Consider the following 23,751-nt stretch of genomic DNA (forward strand, 5'->3'; position numbering starts at 1 on the left):
AATCATATGACATACCGTATTAATTATGCTTATACCTGCCATGCGGGGAAAGTGCGATCAAATAATGAAGATAATTTCTGGTGCTGTGGGGAGATTCTTCCGTCCCAGAATCTGGGAATGCAGGAAGTGCGCGGCGGTGAGCGGCTTCGGGAGAGCTTTCCGGTGCTGATCGTTTTCGATGGAATGGGAGGAGAGAGCCAGGGCGAGATGGCAGCTTATCTGGCGTCCCAGGAATTCGGGAAATACTATGGACAAAATAAGGGGAAGCTGCGCAGACAGCCGGAGAATTTTCTTCTGGAGGCCTGCCAGATTATGAATCAGGCAGTGTGCAGCTACAGCGCAAGCAACCGGATCAATGCCATGGGAACGACCATGGCGATGATCGTGTTTGCCAGGAAGTCTGTCTATATCTGTAATCTTGGGGACAGCCGGATCTATCAGCAGAGCCAGGGGCAGATCCGGCAGATTTCCAGTGATCATGTTCTGAGAAGCTATATGTTTGGGAAAGCTCCTCTGACCCAGTTTCTGGGAGTGGAGGAAAGCGAGATGAAGCTGGAACCTTCTGTAAAGGCTCTGGAATATCAGGAGGGAGACCGTTATCTTCTCTGTTCAGACGGGGTGACCGATATGCTTTCGGATAAGGAAATCGAAACGGCTATGGCTTCCGGCGAATCTGTTGGAGACACGGTGCAGATTCTTATGGATCAGGTTCTGGAGAAAGGCGCCAGAGACAATACCACGATCATTCTCTGTGAAATCCAGCGTGAGAATCATCCGCTCAGAGCCTGGCTGCGCCAGAACAAAAAAGAAAATGAAGGTGATGTATTATGAAAAATCGTATGCAGGATCTTGATTTCGAACAGACTGTGGCATTTGACGCAGTGAAAGATTTTGAATTTACCAGAAGGGCGGCGCAAAGGTTCCGGCAGGTGGTGAGCCTGGAGAGCTTTGAAGATGAAGATGCAGAAGTGATCTTCCATTATCTCTACAAGGAGATGGAGCTGGTTTCCTTTGGAGATCATCTGAAGAGATATATTTATGAGCGTGCAGGCCTTGAGGAGCCTTACGGGGAAGTGCCCCAGGAGATATACAGGGATATTGCGGTGGAATCCTTTAAGGAAACTTATACGCCCAAGTCCATGAACCCTACTTCTACCAAGCTTCCGGCACTGGTGAATAACTGGCTGACCCAGGCTTCTGTGAAGAGAGAGACGGTTTTTCTTCTGGGCTTTGGGCTTCGCATGAGTGCAGAGGATGTATCGGATTTCCTTACCAGAGTGCTCAAGGAGCAGGATTTTGATTTTCACAATCCGGAGGAGGTAATCTACTGGTACTGCTACAGCAGGCAGCTTCCCTACAGCAAGGCAGAAGAGTACAAAGATCGCTATAAGACCATAGAGCCAGCAGCTCATAATGATATTGTGGCAGAAGCGATGAGCGGGAAGTTTATCATTGATACAGAGAAGAAGCTTCTTCAATATCTAGCATGCCTGAAAGCCGGATGGGACGATCCTATGAACGAGAAGAGTCAGGCTTTCCAGGAATTTCAGCGGCTTTTGCAGCGCGCAAAGGAAATTATTGCAGCCATGTACCAGAAGGATGAGGAGGAGAAGGGACGGAATAAGATCTGGAAAGCAGAGAATATCACGCCCTCTGATCTTGAGAAGGTAATCTGCAATGGTATTCCTATCAACCGTATGGGAAACCTGAAGAAAATGTCTGCTTCCATTCTGGCCAAGCATTTCAGTCAGAAGCGTTTCAGCAGGCAGAGAATTACCAATATTCTGAACCACAAATTCCCGGTGGAGCGTTTTGACCTTCTCACAATCGAATTCTTTATTGTGTCCCAGGAGATGGAGGATGACGATCCCTATGACCGTTACCATCATTTTATAGAAGAAGCCCAGGGCATTCTGAAGAAATGCGGAATGAGTGAGATTTATATTGTGAATCCGTATGAGTGCTTTTTGCTGATGTGTCTGCTTACAGACTGTCCGCTGGCAGTGTTCTCCGAGATCTGGGAGAAATCCTATGAAGAGGGAGAAGATGAGGGGAAAGCGGAGTAAGGGGACGCAGCGGTCAACGGCTAAAAAATAAGATGAGTCAATATAAAAAGAACCATGAAACTGTGCTGTCTCAAAAGCTTAGAATTTTGAGGACGGTTTACATTGTATCATGGTTCTTTTTATATTGCGATGGATGAAAAATCAGACACTTTTTGAAAAATCTTTCATGTTTTCATGTTAAGCATTGCGTCTCAGCCATTATAAGTCAGATAAATGGTTCTGCTTAACTGGGCGATGGTACTTTGCGCGGCAGCAGTATCGGTAAGATTCTCTGAAAGAAAACAGATTACAAGGTCATTGCCGGAATTGGTATCATAGAGGATTCCGGCATCATTTTCCACATTGGAAAGCTCGCCGGTTTTGTTGGCAACCTTTACGCCTTCCGGAAGGTCTGCCGGAATCTTGTTGCTGCGCTGCTGCTGTTTCAGAAGTGCATACATGTCCTCTGCGTGTGCCAGAATCGGATCACTGGAGGTATCTGCACAGCTCTGATAGATTTCCTTCAGGAATTTTCCGCAGTCGTAAGCGGAAGTGTAGTTATCCCCGAACTCGTTGCTGGCAAGAAGAAGCCGGCCCATGGAGGTGCTGTTATATCCATGTTCTGTACAGAAGCTGTTGACTTTCTCCATACCTGCACTGCTGTCACCGCCGCCAAGGCAGGACACCAGGCTGTTGGCAGCGTCATTGTCGCTGACGGTGATCATAGGCAGCAGATATCCATCAATGGTCTGCGCCCCGTACTGCTGGGTCAGGCTGTCGTAATTTTCATATACAGCACCCATAATGTAAAGCTTGATCAGACTTGCCGCCTGCATGGAAAAATCATTGATGATGCCTTCTGACCCGCCGGACAGGTCACAGATGTAGACGCTCCAGGAGCCATTGGAGACGGGCAGTGCCAAACGGATCTGTGCAAGGAGGTCTTCCATGGTCTGGTCCGCTTTATTGTCAAAAACAGAATTGCCCTGCGATGGGGAAATGGCGCCGTCTTCGGCATTGGCTTCAGGTGTATTAGCATGTGCTTCTGACGGCTGGGAACTGTCATCTGGCGCAGGTTCCGGCTGATCGGCAGACGGATCCTGGCTGGCATCTGCCTGCTCCGGAGCCTGTGTCACTGGCATAGGGCCGGCGCTTTCTCTTTCCGAAAAGCCTTCCGGTGAATCAGAAGCATCCGCAATATCTCCGGAAGTAAATCCGTCATCAGCCTCTGCATCGCCAGAGGTGAACCCATCTTCCTCCCTGGCACTGGCGGTCTGGATTTCTGTCTGCGTGCTGGTGGAAACATTTTGCTGGCGAACGGTGAAATAAATAATTAATAAAATAAGGATTACAGCAATCGCGCTGAGAAGCATCAGCAAATAAGAAGAAGCTGGCCGTTTCTTTTTCATCAGTTTTCTACATCCTTTCCGACGGATTCAAAATAAGAATCGATACCGTCTGCAATTCCTGTGACCATGGTATCCTGAAAATCAGGATCGCTCATCTGAAGGTCATCATGTTCGTTTGTCATAAATCCCATTTCCAGAATGGTGACTGGGATGGTGCTCCAGTTGATTCCGGTCATATTATCCGCATAGGTAACTCCCCGGTTGTCAAATCCGGTTGCCTGGCAGTAGGAGTCCAGAACACACTGGGAAAGCAGATTGGACTGTTCATAGAGGGAAGCAACATAAGGGTTGGCAGAAGAGGGAGAAATGGTAAGGGCACCGGAGGCAGCAGAATCAGCCCCGTTGGCATGGATCCGCACACAGATTTCCGCGCCCTGCTCAGCGGCATATTCTGCACGCTCTTTATTGCTGATCGCTGTGTCGTTATCTCTTCTGGTAAGCACAACGATGTAGCCGCGGTCTGTAAGCTCCTGTTCCAGCTTCAGGGAAACGTCCAGATTCAGCTGGTATTCTTCAAGCCCGGTGAAAGCCCCCTGGGTACCCGTGGAAGCCTTCGCCTTCATTTCTGTGGAGCCAGGTCCGAGAGGCTCTAAGGCGCTCATATCTACATTCGGCCCTTGATGCCCGGGATCAATTGCCACAGTGTGACTGTCCGTCTGGGAAAGCTGCTGGTCTGTTTCGGCAGTTTTGGCGCAAACGGTATGTATAGAACCTGGAATCATGCCCCATAATAGAGAAGAGAGCAAAAAAGAAGTTTTTATAAGATGCTTATGATAAGGTTTTACAAAATGCAAAGACATAGCATGTCCCCTTTCCGAGTATTTGCAGAATACCAAACTGTCAGGTTTTATTGGTGATACTGCAGTTGGGAAATCTTTTTACTTATTATAATAACGCATAAATAGGAATGCAATGTAAAGTTTGGTTTCTGTGAAAGGGGATGGGTTTGAAAAATGTTTTTTCGAAAGCACATTTTAATAAGAAGAAAGCAGTACGTATTAAAACTTTACCGCAATAACTAGAGCGTGTTTGAAAAATCATTCCCGCGATCTGCACGCCCCACTTTGCGGTATATTTTGCCCGAATTCAGTTGCCGTAGCCCGCTACGGCGCCCTCATCCGGACAAAATCTCCCACAAATTGTGACGCACATCTTGCAGAAAGCCTTTTTCAAACACGCTCTAGCACAACGAAAATTAAGTAACCGCCATATTGACTTGCCTGATTTTTCATATGCCGCGTTGTCGTCAGTCGCCGTAGCCAACGCTACGCCGCCATCCTCCGCCTTGCATATGAAAAAATAAGGAAAAATTGCAGAAAAACACCTTGACAGAGATATGCAGACAGGATATAATCAAAAAGCGTGCGAAATAAGGCATTTTTTTCCGCGCTTACTAAGATAATAGCAACCGCAAGGAAACCCCATAGAAGAATCTATGGAGAAATAAATCGGGAGGTGAAATGGAATGCCAACATTCAACCAGTTAGTAAGAAAAGGACGCCAGACAGCTGTTAAGAAATCTACAGCTCCGGCTCTGCAGAGAACTTATAACTCTTTAAGAAAGAAAGCAGTTGAGCAGTCTGCACCACAGAAACGTGGCGTTTGCACAGCTGTTAAAACAGCTACTCCTAAGAAGCCTAACTCAGCTCTTAGAAAGATCGCCAGAGTTCGTCTTTCCAACGGAATCGAAGTAACAAGCTACATCCCAGGAGAAGGTCACAACCTTCAGGAGCATAGCGTTGTTCTGATCCGTGGAGGAAGGGTTAAGGACTTACCTGGTACAAGATACCACATCATCAGAGGTACTCTTGATACTGCAGGTGTTGCTAACAGAAAACAGGCCCGTTCTAAATACGGCGCTAAGAGACCGAAAGTTAAGAAATAATCCATCCGTATTACTGCGGAGACTATAGAGATTTGTACGGTATTCCATATACCCTGTCGGTTGCGGGTTAAATATAGGACCATTACCAGTGCGAACATGCAATAGTTTACTGCGTGAGTACCGATGAGATAATCAGAATGATTAAGGAGGGAAGTAACGTGCCACGTAAAGGACATACTCAGAAAAGAGACGTTCTGGCAGACCCGATGTACAACAATAAAGTTGTTACAAAGCTTATCAACAACATTATGTTAGATGGTAAGAAGGGTGTAGCTCAGAAGATTGTTTACGGAGCATTTGCCAGAATGGAAGAGAAGACTGGCAAACCAGCTATTGAAGTATTTGAGGAGGCTATGAACAACATCATGCCTCAGCTTGAAGTTAAAGCAAGACGTATCGGTGGAGCTACTTATCAGGTTCCGATCGAGGTAAGAGCTGACAGACGTCAGGCTCTGGCTCTTCGCTGGATCACCATGTTCTCCCGCAAGAGAGGCGAGAAGACCATGGAAGAGAAACTGGCTAACGAGCTTATGGATGCAGCCAATAACACCGGAGCATCTGTAAAGAGGAAAGAAGACATGCACAAGATGGCTGAAGCAAATAAAGCATTTGCTCACTATCGCTTCTAATCAAGGAGGAAAATCCATTGGCTGGAAAAGAAGGTAGAGAATACCCGCTCGAGAGAACCAGAAACATTGGTATTATGGCTCATATCGACGCTGGTAAGACAACTCTTACAGAACGAATTCTGTACTATACAGGTGTCAACTACAAGATTGGTGATACACATGAAGGTACTGCTACCATGGACTGGATGGAGCAGGAGCAGGAGCGTGGTATCACAATCACATCCGCTGCTACAACATGTCACTGGACCCTGGAAGAGAACTGCAAACCAAAAGCAGGCGCTCTTGAGCATCGTATCAACATCATTGATACCCCAGGCCACGTAGACTTTACTGTTGAGGTTGAGCGTTCCCTTCGTGTACTGGATGGCGCTGTCGGCGTATTCTGTGCAAAGGGTGGTGTTGAGCCACAGTCTGAGAACGTTTGGCGTCAGGCTGATACCTACAATGTACCTCGTATGGCATTCATCAACAAGATGGACATCCTTGGTGCAAACTTCTACGGTGCAGTAGAGCAGATCAAGACTCGTCTTGGTAAAAACGCAATCTGCCTGCAGCTCCCAATCGGAAAAGAAGATGACTTCAAGGGAATCATCGACTTATTCGAAATGAAAGCTTACATCTACAATGACGAGAAGGGCGATGATATCACTATCACCGATATCCCGGAAGACATGAAAGAGGATGCTGAGCTTTATCATACAGAACTGATCGAGAAGATCTGTGAGCTGGACGACGATCTCATGATGGAATATCTTGAGGGAGAAGAGCCAAGCACAGACAGACTGAAAGCAGCCCTGAGAAAAGGTACATGCGAGTGTACAGCTGTTCCGGTATGCTGCGGTTCTGCATATAGAAACAAAGGTGTTCAGAAGCTTCTGGACGCTATCCTGGAGTACATGCCTGCTCCAACAGATATCCCGCCAATCGATGGTGTTGACATGGATGGAAACCCGACCGTGAGACATTCTTCTGATGAAGAGCCGTTCTCCGCTTTGGCATTCAAGATCATGACAGACCCATTCGTTGGAAAACTTGCATATTTCCGTGTATATTCAGGAACAATGAATTCCGGATCATATGTATATAACTCTACAAAGGGCAAAAAAGAGCGTGTTGGCCGTATCCTTCAGATGCATGCTAACAAGCGTATGGAACTGGATAAGGTTTACTCCGGTGATATCGCTGCCGCTATCGGATTCAAATTCACCACAACTGGTGATACAATCTGTGATGAGCAGCATCCGGTAATCCTTGAGTCCATGGAGTTCCCGGAACCAGTTATCGAGCTGGCTATCGAGCCTAAGACAAAAGCAGGACAGGGCAAACTGGGTGAGGCTCTTGCAAAACTTGCAGAAGAGGACCCGACCTTCCGTGCACATACAGATCAGGAAACAGGACAGACCATTATCGCTGGTATGGGTGAGCTTCACCTTGAGATCATCGTTGACCGTCTTCTTCGTGAGTTCCACGTAGAGGCTAACGTTGGTGCTCCTCAGGTAGCTTACAAAGAGACCATCACCAAACCTGTTGATGTAGACAGCAAGTATGCAAAACAGTCTGGTGGTCGTGGACAGTATGGTCACTGTAAAGTTAAATTCGAGCCTATGGATGCCAACGGCGAAGAACTGTACAAGTTCGAGTCTACTGTTGTCGGCGGTGCTATTCCGAAGGAATATATCCCGGCTGTAGGAGAAGGTATCGAAGAGGCTATGAAGGCTGGTATCCTTGGAGGATATCCGGTTGTTGGTGTACATGCAAATGTATACGATGGATCTTATCATGAAGTCGATTCTTCTGAGATGGCATTCCACATTGCAGGTTCTCTTGCATTCAAGGATGCTATGCAGAAGGCAGCTCCAATCCTTCTTGAGCCTATCATGAAGGTTGAGGTTACCACACCAGAGGATTACATGGGTGATGTTATCGGTGATATCAACTCCCGTCGTGGTCGTATTGAAGGTATGGATGATATCGGCGGCGGTAAGATGATCCGTGGATTTGTTCCGCTTTCCGAGATGTTCGGATATGCAACAGATCTTCGTTCCAGAACTCAGGGACGTGGTAACTACTCCATGTTCTTTGAGAAATACGAGCCAGTTCCGAAGAGTGTTCAGGAGAAAGTTCTGGCAAAGAAAGACTGATTTGGTTTTAAGCTGAATTAGGGTTTCGCATAAAATAATAAAAAGCTTGCAAATATCCTTGATTTGCAATATAATCAAGGATAGCAAGTTTAAAACCGATATGGCGCTCTATTTTAATAGAGAATGAGCCAACTAATCAAGGAGGACATTTTAAAATGGCAAAGGCTAAGTTTGAGAGAACAAAACCACATTGTAACATTGGTACCATCGGACACGTTGACCATGGTAAAACTACTTTAACAGCTGCTATCACAAAAGTACTTTCTGAGAGAGTTGCTGGTAACGTAGCTACAGATTTCGCTAACATCGATAAAGCTCCAGAGGAAAGAGAGCGTGGTATCACAATTTCTACAGCACACGTTGAGTATGAGACAGAGCATAGACACTATGCACACGTTGACTGCCCAGGCCATGCTGACTACGTTAAGAACATGATTACTGGTGCAGCTCAGATGGATGGTGCTATCCTTGTTGTTGCTGCTACAGATGGTGTTATGGCTCAGACAAAAGAGCACATCCTTCTTTCCCGTCAGGTAGGTGTTCCTTACATCGTTGTATTCATGAACAAATGTGATATGGTTGACGATGACGAGCTCCTTGAGCTGGTTGAGATGGAGATTCGTGAGCTTCTTTCCGAGTATGACTTCCCAGGAGATGACATCCCGGTTATCAGAGGTTCCGCTCTTAAAGCTCTTGAAGACCCGAGCAGCGAGTGGGGCGACAAGATCATGGAGCTTATGGATGCAGTTGATAGCTACATTCCGGACCCACAGCGTGACACAGATAAACCATTCGTTATGCCTGTAGAGGATGTATTCTCTATCACAGGACGTGGAACAGTTGCTACTGGTAGAGTAGAGGCTGGTGTTCTTCACGTATCTGACGAAGTTGAGATCGTTGGTATCAAAGAAGAGACTCGTAAAGTTGTTGTAACTGGTATCGAGATGTTCCGTAAACTTCTTGATGAGGCTCAGGCTGGTGATAACATCGGAGCACTTCTTCGTGGTGTTCAGAGAAACGAGATCGAGCGTGGACAGGTTCTTGCTAAACCAGGAACAATCACATGCCATACAAAATTCACAGCTCAGGTTTACGTTCTGACTAAAGACGAGGGTGGCCGTCATACACCATTCTTCAACAACTATCGTCCACAGTTCTACTTCAGAACAACAGACGTAACAGGTGTTATCAACCTTCCAGAAGGAACAGAGATGTGCATGCCTGGAGATAACATCGAGATGACAATCGAACTGATCCACCCAATCGCTATGAGCCAGGGTCTTACTTTCGCTATCCGTGAAGGTGGACGTACTGTAGGATCAGGACGTGTTGCTACAATCATCGAGTAATATAATCTCAATATAGATTTGTTATCGCAAGATAACGTTGTGTCCAAACGTAAGATACCCCAGAAACCTTGTGTTTCTGGGGTTTTTCTGTACTCTAAGAAAAGAATTGTTCGTAAATTTATCAGATTGGAAACAGTGAAATATTTATCAGCAAGATGAAATACGGATAAATTTAAAATTGAAAAATAAGGCTTGTGGTGCCAAAACGGTGCCAAAAAGAAACTCCTGCGAATGTTTGCTATTCACAGGAGTAATTTTTTTACCAGCCTTTGATCTGTTTGATCTGTTCAGCACGTTCTGGATCACGATGATATTGCAGTTTCAGACGGATTGTTTCTACAACTTCCTGTCTGGCTTCATCATCAAGCTGATAGAATGATGTAAGCAGATTATCTACATCAGGCATACTGTTCTTACCGAAAAGATACATCAACGGGTACATAGAATTTTTTAAGTAAGTCTTTACACGACTGGCATCTAATGCTCCGTTCAAACCGTCTGGAAGCGTAGGATAAATCTCTTCTTCCTTAATTGTGCCAGAAAATGGACTGGCAGAACATATCTCATTCACATCAATTTGCAATTCATTCGCAAGTCTTAATGCAAAATCAAATCGAATATTGGAATCTTTTTGAATAATTGAATATAAGGTTGTGGCACTGATTCCGGTTGCTTTTGCAATTTTACGGACATTTGTGCCTTTTTCATCAAGATATTTTTTCAAATTTTTACCGTCACCCATAGAATCCTCCTTTTTCATATATTGCAAAATTACGAAAAACATAAATCTATAAAATATCATAGCACAGACCTGGAATAAAATAAAGAAAAAATAATATACGAAGTTCGTAAAAATACGTTTACGAAATATTGACAATGGAATAAATACATGATATTATCAAATTACGAAAATCGTACAGATACAAAATACAGTAAACGTATTTAAAGTCTGACGAGGAAAGGAGGAGGCAAAATGGCAAGTTACAATTATATGATGAGTGCTGATGAAGTGGCACAGGAATTGAACTGCTCAAAATCTCATGCCTATAAACTGGTGAAAGCTATGAATAAGGAACTGGCTGCACAGGGATATATTACGATAGCAGGAAGAATACCAAAGGCATTTTGGGCAAAAAAGATGTATGGCTATGAAATAGCGGGAAATTAAGGAGGATCAATATGGCTTACAGAGAAAAAGATACAAAAAAATGGACAGCCCAGTGGTTTGAGACAAATGTTATGGGTGAGAAGAAAAAACGCAGAAAGCGTGGATTTGAAACAAAGCGAGAAGCATTGGAGTTTGAACGAAGTAAAAAGTTAAGCAACGAGCGAAGTATGGATATGAGACTTAACGATTTTATTGAGATTTATTTTTCGGACAAACAGAATGAACTGAAAGATCGGACAATCAAAAATAAAAGATATATGATGCAACAGCATATAGTTCCGTATTTTGGAAATCAGATGATGAGTGAAATCAAGGCTTCACAGATTATTCAGTGGCAGAATGAAATTCAGAAGAAAGGCTATTCAGATTCTTATCTGAGAATGATTCAGAATCAGTTGACCAGTCTGTTTACACATGCAGCTAAAATCTATGATCTGCCGGTTAATCCATGCAAGAAAGTGAAACGAATGGGAAATTCGGATTCGAGAAGTTTGAACTTCTGGACACTGGACGAGTACAAACAGTTTATACAGACAATGGAGCCGGGAACAAGATATTATCTTATGTTTGAGATGCTGTTCTGGACTGGATGCAGGATCGGGGAGTTGCTTGCGATTACAAAAGCTGATATCAATTTTGAAAAGAATCAGCTTAGTATCAATAAGACTTATTACCGGACAGGAATGCAGGATATTATCACAGAACCGAAAACAAAACAGTCCTTTCGGACAATCGAAATTCCGGAATTTCTGAAAGAGGAAATTAAGGAATTTGTAGATGGTCATTACGGAATGCCGGATACAGAAAGATTATTTCCGGTTGTTCAGGAAGCGGTACAGCATAAGATGAAACGGCAGATTGAGCTGGCAGGAGTGAAGAAAATTCGAGTGCATGATATCAGGCACAGTCATGTGGCTTATCTTATTGAGAAAGGTGTGGAACCGTTATTGATTCGGGACAGATTAGGTCATAAAGATATTCGTATCACATTGAACACTTATGGACATCTTTATCCAAATCAGCAGAGAAAGATTGCAAATCTTCTGGATAATGAAAATGGAAATGCTGTTACCGGATTGGGAGAAGAAAGAGATGAATGTTGAAAAGGCAAAAGAAAAAGCCCAGATAAATAATCTGAGCAAGTTCTCTGATAATCAGATTCACTGATATACCATCTTGGCAGATTCAGTATATCACGAATCGGGAAATACGACAATTCCCGAATATCTGTTCATCAGAGACTTGCCCGGAAGGGCAAGAGGAGATGATGGAATGAATATGAATGAAAAAAATAAAATTGAGAATTGTAGAATAGAACCAAAACTGAAACTGATCAATATGGATTCAGTAGAGGTGGAACAGGTAGAATGGCTGCTTTATCCGTTTATTCCTTATGGAAAAGTGACCATTATACAGGGAGATCCAGGAGAAGGCAAGACAACGATGGTACTTCAGATTATTGCAAAACTGACCAGAGGAGAGCCGATTCTTCCTGTTACTGATACAACGAAAACAAAAGAAAAACGAGGTGATGAAGTCGATAGTGAGAATGAAGATTTAGATGCTGAAGATAATATGCAGGAACAGTCTTCTGTGTCACCTGTAAATGTAATCTATCAGACAGCAGAAGATGGACTTGGAGATACTATCAAACCCAGATTACTTGCTGCAGGTGCAGATTGTTCAAAGGTGCTGGTGATTGATGACAGTGACCAGCCACTGACAATGGCAGATGTCAGATTGGAAGAAGCAATTGTGCAGACAAAAGCAAAAATGGTTGTTCTTGATCCGATACAGGGCTTTCTGGGAGCGGACGTAGATATGCACAGGGCAAATGAGATCAGACCACTGATGAAGCGTATCGCAGTGCTGTCAGAAAAATATCACTGTGCAGTCATTTTAATCGGTCATATGAACAAAAACAGCAACGGCAAATCTTCTTATCGAGGACTTGGATCCATTGATTTTCAGGCTGCTGCAAGAAGTGTTCTGATTGTCGGGCGAGTGAAAGATGAACCGGAAGTAAGAGTGGTATGTCATACGAAGAGTTCTCTTGCACCGGAAGGAACGTCCATTGCATTCAGACTGGATAAGAATAATGGGTTTGAATGGATTGGAGAATATGATATCAGTGCCGATGAACTTCTTAATGGAGACGGAAGAGGACAGAAAAGTCGGAAAGCAAAAGAATTTCTCCTTGAGATACTGGCAAATGGAGGAATGACTCAGAAGAAAATTGCAGAAGAAGCAGAAGCCAGAGGAATCAAAAGTAAAACGCTATGGAACGCCAAACGGGAACTTGAAATTGATTCCGTAAAACGTGGAAAGCAATGGTATTGGATGTTGCCAGAATAAAAATGGAAGATGGCAAGATTACCATTTCTTAAGAAGAGGGAATCTTGCTACCTTGAAAGGAGAACAGATGCAAAATAAAAGTGTACAGATTCCATACGAGTTATTCTTTCAGCTCTTGCAATATTTTTTGATGGATAACTACGATGGCGAAGAAATAATCCGGTTGGGATTGGAGAAAAAACTGGATGCAATGGTGAATCGTGAAGTATACAGCAAATCCAAAACAGCACCAACGGAAGAAGAAAGAGAAAAGTTCCGGCAGGAATATCTGGATAGACAGGGAATACCGGAGAACTTTCGATGGTAAAGGTTCTTTCTGAACACTTTATTACAGGAGCGTGTCACGCACCTGTAGATAGCAGACAAGGAGAATGTTGGTAAGGTGTAGTCGGGAGTTGACTGGCGTAGAAGAGAATTTTCAAAAGGGAGCTGATTCAGGGCGTCCCTGCGGAAACGCTAAATGAAAGGAGAATGGCATAATGCGAGAAGGAAGATTAGGATATAACAGTTATAACAAAAGATATGGATTATTATCATCAGATCTATGGATTGATACAGGATTTCACTGTGGAGAATGCCTGGAAGTGTTGCTTGATGATGAATGGGTTCAGACTAGAATGGAAATGAATCCTGCAAGAGAATGGTATCTTGTAGGAACACCGTATTGTGGTGATCTGGAATATATCCGGGCAAGGATACCGGGATAATTCAGCCATACAAGTAACGCAGGAGTGAACCGACCAACGGGAGGAATAGCCCCCGGCAGGGCGCAAGGGTACTTTTGATGGACGGTACGGCTGTCGAAAGTGCTTTTGCGTTACTTTTGACAAAAGTAACAAAACCGCCGTATCCGGCGAAGATTTCTTATAATCGCCATAATTGGCGTGGAACAAATTATGTGCCATATCTGGCACTCCTTTTAGAAAGAGAGGTGAGAAGCAATGATAAAAAGAACAATAAGTGGGAGAAATGGAAAAGGTTCTCTGGCACACAACAGACGGGCATTTGAGACAGAAAATGTCGATAAGACAAGAGTGCATCTGAATATTAAGTACTGTGATGAAAATCTGAAAGCAGTTTATCATGAACTGTTTGATTCGGCAGTGGAGAGATACAATGTGGGAAAAAGGAATGACCGGAAAATTACAGATTACTACGAGAAGATACGTCAAAGTAAACAGGAAAAGCTGTTTCATGAGGTGATTTTTCAGATTGGGAATTGTACAGACACGGCTGTAGGAACTGAGGAGGGTGAACTGGCAGTAAAGATTTTGGATGAGTATATGAAAGAATTTCAAAAACGAAACCCATCGCTGCGTGTGTTTAGTTGCCATTTACATTTAGATGAATCAACTCCACATCTGCATGTTGATTTTGTCCCTTATGTGACCGGATGGAAGGGAAAAGGAATGGATACAAGAGTTTCGTTGAAACAGGCATTAAAGAGTTTAGGATTTGAAGGTGGTTCAAAACAGGATACAGAATTGAATCAATGGATAAACCACGAAAAAGAAGTGCTTGCAGAGATTGCTCTACAGCATGGAATTGAATGGGAGCAGAAAGGGACACATGAGGAGCATCTGGACGTTTACAATTTTAAGAAAAAAGAGCGTAAAAAAGAAGTGCAGGCACTGGAACAGGAGAAAGAATATCTCACAGCAGAGAATGAAGGTCTTAATTGCCAGATTGCAGAAGCAAGGGCAGATATCAAGCAGTTGGAAGAAGAAATGGTTCGATTTCAGAAAGATAAAGAGACAGCAGAAGAACGTGCCGAGAAAGCAGAACAGGAATTGAAAAAACTGGAAGAACGCAGGGAGCGATTACAACCGGTAATGGATTATGTCAGCAAAGAAATGAAAGAATATGGGACAGTTAAAGCAATTCTACCGGAAGCCGGCACTTTAGAACGTGCAACAGCGTACCGTGACAAGAAAATCAAACCGTTGTTTATTCAGATGAAAAATAAAATAGCTGCAATGGCTGTTCAGGTCAAAGAACTTACTAAAGAAGTTGATGGGTGGAGACATAAATATCAGAAAACGAAGCAGGCATATAACCAAATGCAAAGGGAGTTAGACACAGTGCGTGAAGAGAATGAGCAGTTATTTGAGGAAAAACAACAATTGCAGGATGTTTCTGATAGATATGATCGTGTAGTACGAGTTCTTGGGGAAACTGTTGTAGATGATGCGGTACAACAGGATATACAAGAGCAGAAGGCATTAGAAGAAAAACGACAAATGGAGCAAATGCCAACAGGAAGTATCCATGAAAGACTTGCCTGGGGTTCCCGAAAGAGTGAAATGGAGAACCAACAGCGTAAGAAAAATAAAACAAAGAACAGAGGAATGGAGTTGTAAGAATATGAAAAAACACATTTATGATGAAAGTAACGGATTAAGTTACAGATTGCATGGAGACTATTACCTGCCAGATCTGGCAGTGAATGAGGAAGAACCGACATATGGTAAATACGGAATGCTGCGAAAACAGTTCCTGAAAGAGCATAAACCAGCACGATATCAGTATTTACTGATGACGGGGAAACTGACAGGCCATCTAAACCAAGTCGATCAGGATGTCAGAGAGAAGGTGGAAACTTTAGTAAAGCAGATAGCAGAAAAACATGGTGTGACGGAAGAATTGAAAATGCAGGATCAGATGAAATGGGTTGGATTGATGAATAATATTAAAGTCTGTGCAGAAGAAATTGTTTTGAAAGAGATTATATATATGTGAGTAGAAAAGAGCGGTCGTAAGGCTGCTCTTTGATAATCTAAGAATAGAGTTTTGTAGTAGAATATGATAGAATGTAAGAAACAAATCGGAATTTAGGAGTGATATAAATGATTAAAGATTTAATGTATATTGAACTAAAAACAGGATATTCTGATGATGGTCCAGCATGGATTGGATATGTGAAAACTTCAAAAACCAAGAAAACCATTTACTTTAATGACCATGCTTTTCAAAAATATAATGGTGGTTATTCTAACTATGTAGATATTGAAAACGGCGATGAATATTGGATTTCTGGCTTGAAAAAGAGAGAGAGCAATCGTCATTGGGACGGTCATGGGAAAATTATGATTGACCGCAGAGCTGTTAATGAATATCTTACTCTGATTGGAGAGAAAGAATTACCCCTAAATTTGTTTGAAATAATTGACATTGAAAACAGATTTCCAGTTGAAAGAGTAAATAATCTTTTGAACGACAAAGAATAAAATTTCAGTTGTCTTAATTGGATAAATCGTTGTTTTAAGGAGAGATACGATATGGAGCATAGAGTTAAGGTTACTGTTTTGGACAAAAAATTATTTTCAGAATTACAGGCACAATATTGTGCAGTACCCGACAGTGGAAAATGTCCTTGCTACAATGTTGGAGATGAATTTATGTTTTATCGGAACGATGAGCGTGATGACTACTGGCATATGGGAGCAGGCACACTGATAAAAAGCGGAAAGCCCGATGAAGGGGTATTACTTTCTCCGGGAACAATGCACTGTGGAACGGATGGAGTTCCATTCTGTTCAGAAGCGTGGGATGCTATTAGCAGATATATTTATTCAGCTCTTCAAGGTGGAGCAATCATGCACGGCTGGATGAATGACGATAAGGTTATGATTACTTGCTGTAATGACGGTACAAGACCTGTTATTTTTAAGATTGAGAGAATAGATATTGATGAGTGACGAATCGGGCTTTGTGGAGGTGGAAAATGTATTTCACGGATGAGAAAGATTACATTATGCGAATGATAAAAGAAATGGTGAGAATATTATTCTCTTTAATATATGGGAAAAAGTATGTTTCTGTTGAGCTTGAAAAAGAAAACAAATATGAAGTGTCAGGGAAAAATTTGAAAAGTTTTCTTGATATGATTGATTCAGGGCAAATTAACGAAGCAGAGAATATACTTTTAGATAACATTGATTATGCAAATAATGATGAGGTGATGGCGGCAGCTCTTTTCTATCAATACCTTAGTGAGAAAGATAGTGAGTTTTTGATTAACAACAATTATACAAAAGAAGAAGTGCTTTCTGGCTTTAAGCAATTACTTGTGCAGTCAGGATATAATAATTTGTTATATATAATTAAGGATGATGAGTAATGCAGAAATTCCAAGTTGTAGTAAAGGAGGTTTACAATGGGGTTTTGGATTTTTATGTTGATTATGGATTTGCTTCTTCCATTTACGATGATTGGTTTTGGAAGATATTTTATGAAAAAGGCTCCAAAGGAAATAAATTCAGTATTTGGATATCGGACTTCGATGTCTATGAAGAACAAAGACACATGGGAATTTGCTCATAAATATTGTGGTAAAGTTTGGTATGTCTGTGGAATGGTTATGTTGCCGATAACAGTAATATTCATGCTTTTAGTAATTGGAAAAAATGAAGATTGTGTTGGGAGTATAGGAGGAATTATCTGTGGTGTTCAACTTATTCCTTTAATTGGATCTATTCTCCCAACAGAAATAGCATTAAGAAAGAATTTTGATAAGAATGGAACAAGACGATAAATTCCTGTTTGCGTGGGTGGCTATATTCTAATAGAAAAAGAATTTTTTGACATTTCCACAGATGCGTGATAATATGATTATAGAAAAAGAGTGCTACCGATAGACGGTTAGTCCACATACTTAATCGATTAAAAATAACCGTTCAGTTTGCGAGGCTGGGGCGGTTATTTTTGTGTCTTATTATTATCCTTGCCGAATGTGTATCCGGCACAAAAGCAGGTGATGCCGAAGCTCACAACTGCAATGAAGTCCACAATACTCATTGGCTTAGCCCTCCTTTCCAGTGGATTCCCTTTCGGGTTTCTATGTAATCAGAGGGTCACAGTCCCTCTGTTGAAGGACTAACCGCCTACCGTTATGGTAGCACCCATGTTCTGATTATAACAATAAAAAATAATGGGTGCAATAAGAAAATGGCAGAGGAAGTAGTAGGTGTTGATGACGAAGTATTTAGAACAAGGCGTCCGGTGCCAAAACGGTGCCAAGAAATCAGGCAAATAAAAATAGACCATGTAAATCAGCCATTTTTTACTGTATTTTGGATAGAAAAGCATAAAAAATGCAGGATGAAACGGGATTAAAGTATCGTGAAGGTGGACGTACTGTAGGATCAGGACGTGTTGCTACAATCATCGAGTAATACAATCTGAATATAGATTTGTTATCGCAAGATAACGTTGTGTCCAAACGTAAGATACCCGTAGAACTTCGGTTCTACGGGTTTTTCTGTTGCCTGGAAATATATAAAAGAGCGGAAAAGAATAACGAACAGTATAGAAAAGCGGTTGCCGGGAAAGAGTCCTGACAACCGTTTGTGATAACAGAATGATAACAAAATTTTGAAAGTTGATTGACAAATTTGAAATCAATGCTATACTACCACTATAATTAAGTTAGCAATAGGTTCTGGTTCGATTCCAGATATCGCCACCATATTAGGAATTCTTTTGAGTTCTATGATTTCGGGAATAGTATATGACATCGAAAAGTGCATTTACAAGAAAGGAATTGATATTATGAAAAAAGAAATCTTATTAGTAGGTCTGGGTATTTGCGGCGATATGGTGTAATGGTAGCATGGAATAATAAGCAATTCCCCCAGACCACCAAAAATAAAGAGCTCTTCGTGAGCTCTTTTTCTTATGCACAAAATTAAGTCAGATCATATGTCTTGATGTCATTGCCTTCAGTGCCCTTCTTAACGATAGTATGGCAACCTATCGTAGTTCCCATAGCACGCAGTTTCCATTCTTCCTGGGTAGAATTGAGCTTATCCAGTTCTTCCTGTCTTTTATCTTCATCTTCAATAGCTAATATTTCAGCTTTTTCCTTTTCATAGACATTTTTAAATTGACACCATTTCCTGAAAAAGTCCTGCATTGTAGGATTTTCGAATGTCAGTGCAACCTTCTGCTCAGGTGTTTCAGCAAGTGAGAGGTTCACCGAATCATCAATAGAAAACAACAGAGAGAGTACATCTCCGACTGTTTCAATATTAAAATCCAGAAAAACACTTACATTTAATCCCAGTGCAGTTGCAATCTTTTCTAACTGATCCGGTTTCGGATTCCGGATTCCCAGTTCATATTTTCTGATTGTTCCTACGTTAATGCCGGACAGCTCGGCTAACTGTATCTGACTGTATCCTCTAAATTCCCGGAATGCCCGGATTTTTTTGCCAACCATAATGCTGCCTCCTTAATAATATTTGTGCTTCTATTCTAGCACAAAAGTGAATGATACAAAAGAGTGAGATTTAACAAATTGCCGATACGCAAGCAATAGGTATGGAATGGAAAAAATAAATTCGCAAATGTTTATTGACAAATTCACAAAAGTGAATTATTATAAGAGAACAACGAAAGAGTCACAAAAGTGACTGGAAAGGAGGACGCTATGAGAACTAATTATATGATGACTGTTGATGATGTCATGGAAGAATTAGGCGTGAAACGCAGTAAAGCATATTCCATTCTGAAGCAGCTTAATGATGAACTGGCAAAGGAAGGATATGTGGCAGTTCGTGGAAAGATTCCACGTCCCTACTGGGAAACAAAATTTTATGGATGCTCTCAGAGAGCAGTGTGAAGGAGGTTTTAAGATGTCAGCTTACAAGGACAAAACACAGGGAACCTGGTATGTGAGCTTCCGCTATATTGACTGGACAGGTAAGAAAACGCAGAAGCTGAAAAGAGGGTTCAAGACAAAGAAAGAAGCATTGAATTATGAAAAGGAATTCATAAGAAAGACTGCAGCGGATATGAAAATGGAGATGAACAGTTTTATTCAAGTCTATTTTGAAGATAAAAAGAATGAACTGAAAGAAAATTCAATCCGTAACAAGCAGCACATGATGAACAAGCACATTGTTCCGTATTTTGGAACAAGAAAAATGAATGAGATCACACCGGCAGAGATTATCCAGTGGCAGAACACCATTCAGGAAAAAGGTTACAGCAAGACTTATGAGCGTATGATTCAGAATCAGTTAAATGCACTGTTTAATCATGCACAGAAAATTTACAATCTGAAGGAAAATCCATGTAAGAAAGTAAAAAAGATGGGGAAATCGGATGCTAATAAGCTGGAATTTTGGACGAAAGCAGAATATGACAGCTTTATCGCCGGGATTGAGCCAGAGAGTGAGGATTATCTGATATTTGAAATCCTGTTCTGGACAGGAATCAGGGAAGGAGAACTTCTGGCATTGAGTCTTTCAGACTTTGATATGAGTGGTAATCTTTTGCATATCAATAAGACTTATAACCGGATCAGGAAAAGAGATGTGATTGATACTCCAAAAACAGAAAATTCAGTCCGTACCATTGATATTCCTAATTTTCTTAAAGAAGAGGTGCAGGAGTATGCGAAGAAGCATTATGGATTTCCGGAAAATCAGCGGTTATTTCCGATTGTGGCGAGAACACTGCAGAAACGGCTTAAGAAGTATGAAGCATTGACCGGTGTAAAACCAATCAGAGTGCATGATATCCGTCACAGCCATGTAGCATATCTGATTTATCAGGGTGTAGAGCCACTGATCATCAAGGAAAGACTGGGGCACAAAGATATTCAGATGACATTAAACACTTATGGTCACCTGTATCCGTCACAGCAAAAAAAGGTAGCTGAGATGTTGGACAACAAACGTTAAATATGGAGGAAAAGACACATGAAAACAAAGAAAGTAGTCAGAAAAATATTTGATACGCTCAATTATAGTAAGAAGCTGAAGATAAGTTCCATTTTACCGGATCGAGATTCGGATTATGCGATTCTTCTTGAATTAGAGGATGGAAGCAAATTTGAAATTATCATTATCCCAACAAGGAGATTCGTATAAGGAGTGGAACTATGGCTACTAACAGACAAAAAGAAAAAGCCCAGACAAAATATCTGAGCAAGTTCTCTGATAATCAGATTCACTGATATATCATCTTGGCAGATTCAGTATATCACGAATTGAACGATACAACAATTCCCGAATATCTGTTCATCAGAGACTTGTCCGGAGGGGCAGGAGGTAGAAGTGACATTATTTGAACAGGTAAAAGAATGTGTGACAGCCAGACAGGCTGCGGAGCATTACGGGATTAAAGTAAAAAGAAATGGAATGGCGTGTTGTCCGTTTCATAAAGACCGACACCCAAGTATGAAGGCCGATAAAATATATCACTGCTTTGCATGTGGAGTGGGCGGTGATGCGATAGATTTTACAGCAAGGTTATTTGGAATATCACAGTATGAAGCTGCGAAAAAGATGATAGAAGATTTTGGACTGGATATAAAAATCGAAGACAGAAACAAATACAAAAGGATGCACCAAAGCAGGAATACTTTGATATCAAAGAAACCTAAAGTTGTGATGATCAGAGAAAAACTGGAGCAGTGGTTGAAACATGCAACAGACGTGCTGATCAGATATCTGAAATGGATTCAGTTCTGGAAAGAGATTTACAAACCAGAACCAGATGAAGAGTGGCACGAATTATTTACGGAGGCATTGGCAAATGAAAGAAAGATAAATGACTATCTGGACGTGCTGATGTTTGGAACAGGAGAAGAGATTGTAGAGTTTTTCAAGATGAAGAGAAGGGAGGTTGAAAAAATTGAAGAAAGAATTAACGAATATCAGCGAGAAGTCCTTGATGGAATTAGAAGATATTGTGAACGAGGAAATGCTTACAACAGAAGATGTCAATAATATGTTGGAGCATACGGATAAAGGAAGAACAAAGCAGACAATTAGAAATTGTGTAACCGTACTTCAAAATGATCCGGTATTGAAAAAAGCGATTAAACGAAATGAACTTTCTGGAAGGATGGACATTGTAAAAGAGGTTCCCTGGGAGCGGAGGAATAACAGTCCTACGGTTACAGATACTGATGAAAATAATTTGAAGATGTATCTGGAAGAAAATTATGAACTGACAAGTGAGCGTGTGATCAAAGCAGGAATAGATATTGTTTCCAATGAAAATAAATATCACCCAATTAGAGATTATCTGGAGAGTCTGGTCTGGGACGGAATTCCAAGAATAGAAAATATGCTTCCACATTTTCTGGGAGCAGAAAAGAGCAAATATACAATCGGAGTAATGAAAATGCACATGCTGGCAGCGATTTCAAGAATTTATGAACCGGGAATAAAATATGATATTATGTTGTGTTTGGTTGGGAGTCAGGGAGCCGGAAAGTCCACATTTTTCAAATATCTAGCGATAAAAGAAGAATGGTTCAGCGACAATCTGGATCATTTGGATGATGAAAATATTTACAGAAAACTGCAAAATCACTGGATTATCGAAATGGGAGAAATGAAGGCAACTATCACAGCAAAGAATATTGAACAGATAAAATCGTTTCTGAGCAGACAGAAAGAAACTTATAAAGTACCTTATGAAGTTCACCCGGAAGACAGACCGAGACAGTGTGTATTTTGCGGTACTTCAAATGATTTGAATTTCCTTCCGCTGGACAGAACCGGAAACAGAAGATTTGCTCCGGTGATGACAGATATGTCGAAAGCAGAAGTTCATATTCTGGACAATGAGGCAGAGAGCAAAGCCTATATCGAACAGGCTTGGGCAGAGGCAATGGTACTGTATCGACAGGGAAATGTGTTCTTAGGATTTACAAAGGAAATTGAGGAAGAGGCAAAGCGTCTGCAGAAAGAATTTATGCCGGAAGATACCAATGCCGGAATCATACAGGAATTTCTTGATGACTACGATGACGATTATGTATGTACAAGAATTCTGTTCGATGAAGCGCTACATCGAACCGGAGAAATGAAACAGTGGGAAGGTAAAGAAATTGCCAATATTATGAACAATGCGATTGTAGGCTGGAAACCACATGGTACACATCGATTCGGAAAGGAATATGGAATACAGCGGTCATGGAAACGGATGAAAGATTCGGTGAAGAAAGATAAAGACGGATTTATAGAAGTACCGGAACAGTTGGAAATACCGTTTGAGTAAAGATTATTGTAAACGATGTAAACGGAACTTGAAGAAAAAACTTAAAACGTTAACTTTTAAAATCTTTTGAACTCCGTTTACAAATTTCGTTTACAGACTGGAAAGGAGCAGAAAATGATGAAACAGGGAAGATTAGGATATAACAGCAGCAATGGAAGATATGGATTATTATCATCAGATTTATGGATTGATACAGGATTTCACTGCGGAGAAGGACTGGAAGTGCTGGTAGATGATGAATGGGTACAGACCAGAATGGAGATGAATCTGGCAAGAGAATGGTATCTGGTGGGAACACCTTATTGTGGAGATTTGGAATATGTGCAGGCGAGGATACCAGAATAAACAGATCTATGATCCACTTCGGTCGGTGCAGAACAGACGTCCATAAGGACGTTATGCCCCCGGCAGGGCGCAAGGGGACTTTTGATGGACGGTACGGCTGTCGAAAGTGCTTTTGCGTTACTTTTGACAAAAGTAACAAAACCGCCGTATCCGGCGAAAATTTCTTAAATATCGCCATAACTGGCGTAAATAAAAATTATGTGCCATGTCTGGCACTCGAGTAGAAAAGAGGTGAGAAAATTTATGATGAAACGGACAATCAGTGGCATGATCGGAGCCGGTTCACTGGCTCATAACAGACGGGATTTTGTAGCAGAAAATGTAGATCCGGACAGAGTGCAATTGAACATTTGTTATAAGAATGAGAATCTGAAAGAAGTTTATAAGGAACTGTTTGACGATGCT

Annotated in this window: 28 protein-coding genes and 2 pseudogenes; 25 read left to right on the plus strand and 5 right to left on the minus strand. The window is 41.6% G+C overall.

Annotated elements, in window-relative coordinates:
• Nucleotides 1-6 precede the first annotated feature (6 nt).
• Entirely contained in the window at nt 7-831 is an 825-nt protein-coding gene (locus OCV70_RS16950) for a PP2C family protein-serine/threonine phosphatase (protein ID WP_021924462.1), read from the plus strand.
• Nucleotides 828-2,066, plus strand: coding sequence for a hypothetical protein (locus OCV70_RS16955; protein WP_021924461.1), 1,239 nt, complete (start codon nt 828-830; stop codon nt 2,064-2,066). The genes OCV70_RS16950 and OCV70_RS16955 overlap by 4 nt, the downstream gene beginning before the upstream one ends.
• A gap of 191 nt (nt 2,067-2,257) precedes the next feature.
• On the opposite strand, the gene OCV70_RS16960 is transcribed toward OCV70_RS16955, so the two are convergent.
• The 3 genes and pseudogenes from OCV70_RS16960 to OCV70_RS19950 form a co-directional block, all read right to left on the minus strand.
• Nucleotides 2,258-3,454, minus strand: coding sequence for a serine hydrolase (locus OCV70_RS16960; protein WP_243280839.1), 1,197 nt, complete (start codon nt 3,452-3,454; stop codon nt 2,258-2,260).
• Nucleotides 3,454-4,254 carry an N-acetylmuramoyl-L-alanine amidase gene (locus OCV70_RS16965; RefSeq protein ID WP_173768005.1) on the minus strand — a complete coding sequence of 267 codons (801 nt, stop codon included), beginning with the start codon at nt 4,252-4,254 and terminating at the stop codon, nt 3,454-3,456. Before OCV70_RS16965 ends, OCV70_RS16960 begins: the two co-directional genes overlap by 1 nt.
• An 85-nt stretch (nt 4,255-4,339) precedes the next feature.
• Nucleotides 4,340-4,594 (minus strand): annotated as a pseudogene (locus OCV70_RS19950) (DUF6783 domain-containing protein).
• Here OCV70_RS19950 and OCV70_RS19955 point away from each other — a divergent pair.
• The 5 genes and pseudogenes from OCV70_RS19955 to tuf form a co-directional block, all read left to right on the plus strand.
• Nucleotides 4,544-4,657, plus strand: a pseudogene (locus OCV70_RS19955) (DUF6783 domain-containing protein); the annotation flags it as partial. The pseudogenes OCV70_RS19950 and OCV70_RS19955 overlap by 51 nt on opposite strands.
• Nucleotides 4,658-4,919: 262 nt before the next feature.
• On the plus strand, nt 4,920-5,339 hold the full coding sequence (gene rpsL / locus OCV70_RS16970) for a 30S ribosomal protein S12 (RefSeq protein ID WP_117854826.1): 420 nt from the start codon (nt 4,920-4,922) through the stop codon (nt 5,337-5,339).
• Between the two features lie 158 nt (nt 5,340-5,497).
• Entirely contained in the window at nt 5,498-5,968 is a 471-nt protein-coding gene (gene rpsG / locus OCV70_RS16975) for a 30S ribosomal protein S7 (protein WP_207661336.1), read from the plus strand.
• 17 nt (nt 5,969-5,985) lie between these two features.
• Nucleotides 5,986-8,109, plus strand: a complete 2,124-nt coding sequence (gene fusA / locus OCV70_RS16980) for an elongation factor G (RefSeq protein WP_262579919.1) — start codon at nt 5,986-5,988, stop codon at nt 8,107-8,109.
• Between the two features lie 155 nt (nt 8,110-8,264).
• Entirely contained in the window at nt 8,265-9,458 is a 1,194-nt protein-coding gene (gene tuf / locus OCV70_RS16985) for an elongation factor Tu (RefSeq protein WP_117854831.1), read from the plus strand.
• A 259-nt stretch (nt 9,459-9,717) separates the two neighbouring features.
• Here tuf and OCV70_RS16990 read toward each other — a convergent pair whose 3' ends face one another.
• Nucleotides 9,718-10,200: a helix-turn-helix domain-containing protein gene (locus OCV70_RS16990; protein WP_015541737.1), complete on the minus strand. Its 483-nt coding sequence runs from the start codon at nt 10,198-10,200 to the stop codon at nt 9,718-9,720.
• A 231-nt stretch (nt 10,201-10,431) separates the two neighbouring features.
• Between OCV70_RS16990 and OCV70_RS16995 the strand changes: the two genes are divergently transcribed.
• From OCV70_RS16995 to OCV70_RS17050, 12 genes are all read left to right on the plus strand, one after another.
• On the plus strand, nt 10,432-10,626 hold the full coding sequence (locus OCV70_RS16995; RefSeq protein ID WP_173768003.1) for a MerR family transcriptional regulator: 195 nt from the start codon (nt 10,432-10,434) through the stop codon (nt 10,624-10,626).
• 11 nt (nt 10,627-10,637) lie between these two features.
• Nucleotides 10,638-11,729, plus strand: a complete 1,092-nt coding sequence (locus OCV70_RS17000; RefSeq protein ID WP_173768001.1) for a site-specific integrase — start codon at nt 10,638-10,640, stop codon at nt 11,727-11,729.
• A 169-nt stretch (nt 11,730-11,898) separates the two neighbouring features.
• Nucleotides 11,899-12,981, plus strand: coding sequence for an AAA family ATPase (locus OCV70_RS17005; RefSeq protein WP_015541740.1), 1,083 nt, complete (start codon nt 11,899-11,901; stop codon nt 12,979-12,981).
• Nucleotides 12,982-13,048: 67 nt separating this feature from the next.
• Nucleotides 13,049-13,288: a complexin-2 gene (locus OCV70_RS17010; protein WP_129899239.1), complete on the plus strand. Its 240-nt coding sequence runs from the start codon at nt 13,049-13,051 to the stop codon at nt 13,286-13,288.
• A gap of 172 nt (nt 13,289-13,460) precedes the next feature.
• On the plus strand, nt 13,461-13,688 hold the full coding sequence (locus OCV70_RS17015) for a DUF5348 domain-containing protein (RefSeq protein WP_055258605.1): 228 nt from the start codon (nt 13,461-13,463) through the stop codon (nt 13,686-13,688).
• A gap of 234 nt (nt 13,689-13,922) precedes the next feature.
• A complete protein-coding gene (locus OCV70_RS17020) occupies nt 13,923-15,341 on the plus strand; it encodes a plasmid recombination protein (RefSeq protein WP_129899238.1) in 1,419 nt (472 codons plus the stop codon).
• Nucleotides 15,342-15,345: 4 nt separating this feature from the next.
• Complete coding sequence (locus OCV70_RS17025) at nt 15,346-15,720, plus strand: TnpV protein (RefSeq protein ID WP_129899237.1); 375 nt, start codon at nt 15,346-15,348, stop codon at nt 15,718-15,720.
• 107 nt (nt 15,721-15,827) lie between these two features.
• Complete coding sequence (locus OCV70_RS17030) at nt 15,828-16,208, plus strand: mannose-1-phosphate guanylyltransferase (RefSeq protein ID WP_129899236.1); 381 nt, start codon at nt 15,828-15,830, stop codon at nt 16,206-16,208.
• A 51-nt stretch (nt 16,209-16,259) separates the two neighbouring features.
• A complete protein-coding gene (locus tag OCV70_RS17035; RefSeq protein ID WP_129899235.1) occupies nt 16,260-16,679 on the plus strand; it encodes a TIGR04076 family protein in 420 nt (139 codons plus the stop codon).
• Between the two features lie 26 nt (nt 16,680-16,705).
• Nucleotides 16,706-17,101 carry a DUF6483 family protein gene (locus OCV70_RS17040; RefSeq protein ID WP_129899234.1) on the plus strand — a complete coding sequence of 132 codons (396 nt, stop codon included), beginning with the start codon at nt 16,706-16,708 and terminating at the stop codon, nt 17,099-17,101.
• A 36-nt stretch (nt 17,102-17,137) separates the two neighbouring features.
• Nucleotides 17,138-17,515 carry an SdpI family protein gene (locus OCV70_RS17045; protein ID WP_129899233.1) on the plus strand — a complete coding sequence of 126 codons (378 nt, stop codon included), beginning with the start codon at nt 17,138-17,140 and terminating at the stop codon, nt 17,513-17,515.
• A gap of 413 nt (nt 17,516-17,928) precedes the next feature.
• On the plus strand, nt 17,929-18,096 hold the full coding sequence (locus tag OCV70_RS17050; protein ID WP_154301420.1) for a hypothetical protein: 168 nt from the start codon (nt 17,929-17,931) through the stop codon (nt 18,094-18,096).
• Between the two features lie 571 nt (nt 18,097-18,667).
• Here the strand turns inward: OCV70_RS17050 and OCV70_RS17055 are convergent.
• Nucleotides 18,668-19,201 carry a helix-turn-helix domain-containing protein gene (locus OCV70_RS17055; protein ID WP_173768536.1) on the minus strand — a complete coding sequence of 178 codons (534 nt, stop codon included), beginning with the start codon at nt 19,199-19,201 and terminating at the stop codon, nt 18,668-18,670.
• A 210-nt stretch (nt 19,202-19,411) separates the two neighbouring features.
• Between OCV70_RS17055 and OCV70_RS17060 the strand changes: the two genes are divergently transcribed.
• The 6 genes from OCV70_RS17060 (at nt 19,412) to OCV70_RS17085 (ending at nt 23,346) form a co-directional block, all read left to right on the plus strand.
• Nucleotides 19,412-19,603: a helix-turn-helix domain-containing protein gene (locus OCV70_RS17060; RefSeq protein WP_009243123.1), complete on the plus strand. Its 192-nt coding sequence runs from the start codon at nt 19,412-19,414 to the stop codon at nt 19,601-19,603.
• A 13-nt stretch (nt 19,604-19,616) separates the two neighbouring features.
• The gene (locus OCV70_RS17065) at nt 19,617-20,669 is read left to right on the plus strand and encodes a site-specific integrase (protein ID WP_044925418.1); all 1,053 of its coding nucleotides are present in this window, start codon (nt 19,617-19,619) and stop codon (nt 20,667-20,669) included.
• A gap of 18 nt (nt 20,670-20,687) precedes the next feature.
• On the plus strand, nt 20,688-20,858 hold the full coding sequence (locus tag OCV70_RS17070; protein ID WP_165854697.1) for a hypothetical protein: 171 nt from the start codon (nt 20,688-20,690) through the stop codon (nt 20,856-20,858).
• A gap of 186 nt (nt 20,859-21,044) precedes the next feature.
• Nucleotides 21,045-21,719, plus strand: coding sequence for a CHC2 zinc finger domain-containing protein (locus tag OCV70_RS17075; RefSeq protein WP_044925415.1), 675 nt, complete (start codon nt 21,045-21,047; stop codon nt 21,717-21,719).
• Nucleotides 21,664-23,001, plus strand: coding sequence for a virulence-associated E family protein (locus OCV70_RS17080; protein WP_044925412.1), 1,338 nt, complete (start codon nt 21,664-21,666; stop codon nt 22,999-23,001). Before OCV70_RS17075 ends, OCV70_RS17080 begins: the two co-directional genes overlap by 56 nt.
• A gap of 117 nt (nt 23,002-23,118) precedes the next feature.
• Nucleotides 23,119-23,346 carry a DUF5348 domain-containing protein gene (locus tag OCV70_RS17085; RefSeq protein WP_055066584.1) on the plus strand — a complete coding sequence of 76 codons (228 nt, stop codon included), beginning with the start codon at nt 23,119-23,121 and terminating at the stop codon, nt 23,344-23,346.
• The last annotated feature ends 405 nt before the right edge of the window (nt 23,347-23,751 follow it).

The sequence above is a fragment of the Blautia acetigignens genome, assembly GCF_025566865.1.
In the GTDB taxonomy this organism is placed as follows: Bacteria; Bacillota; Clostridia; order Lachnospirales; family Lachnospiraceae; genus Blautia_A; species Blautia_A acetigignens.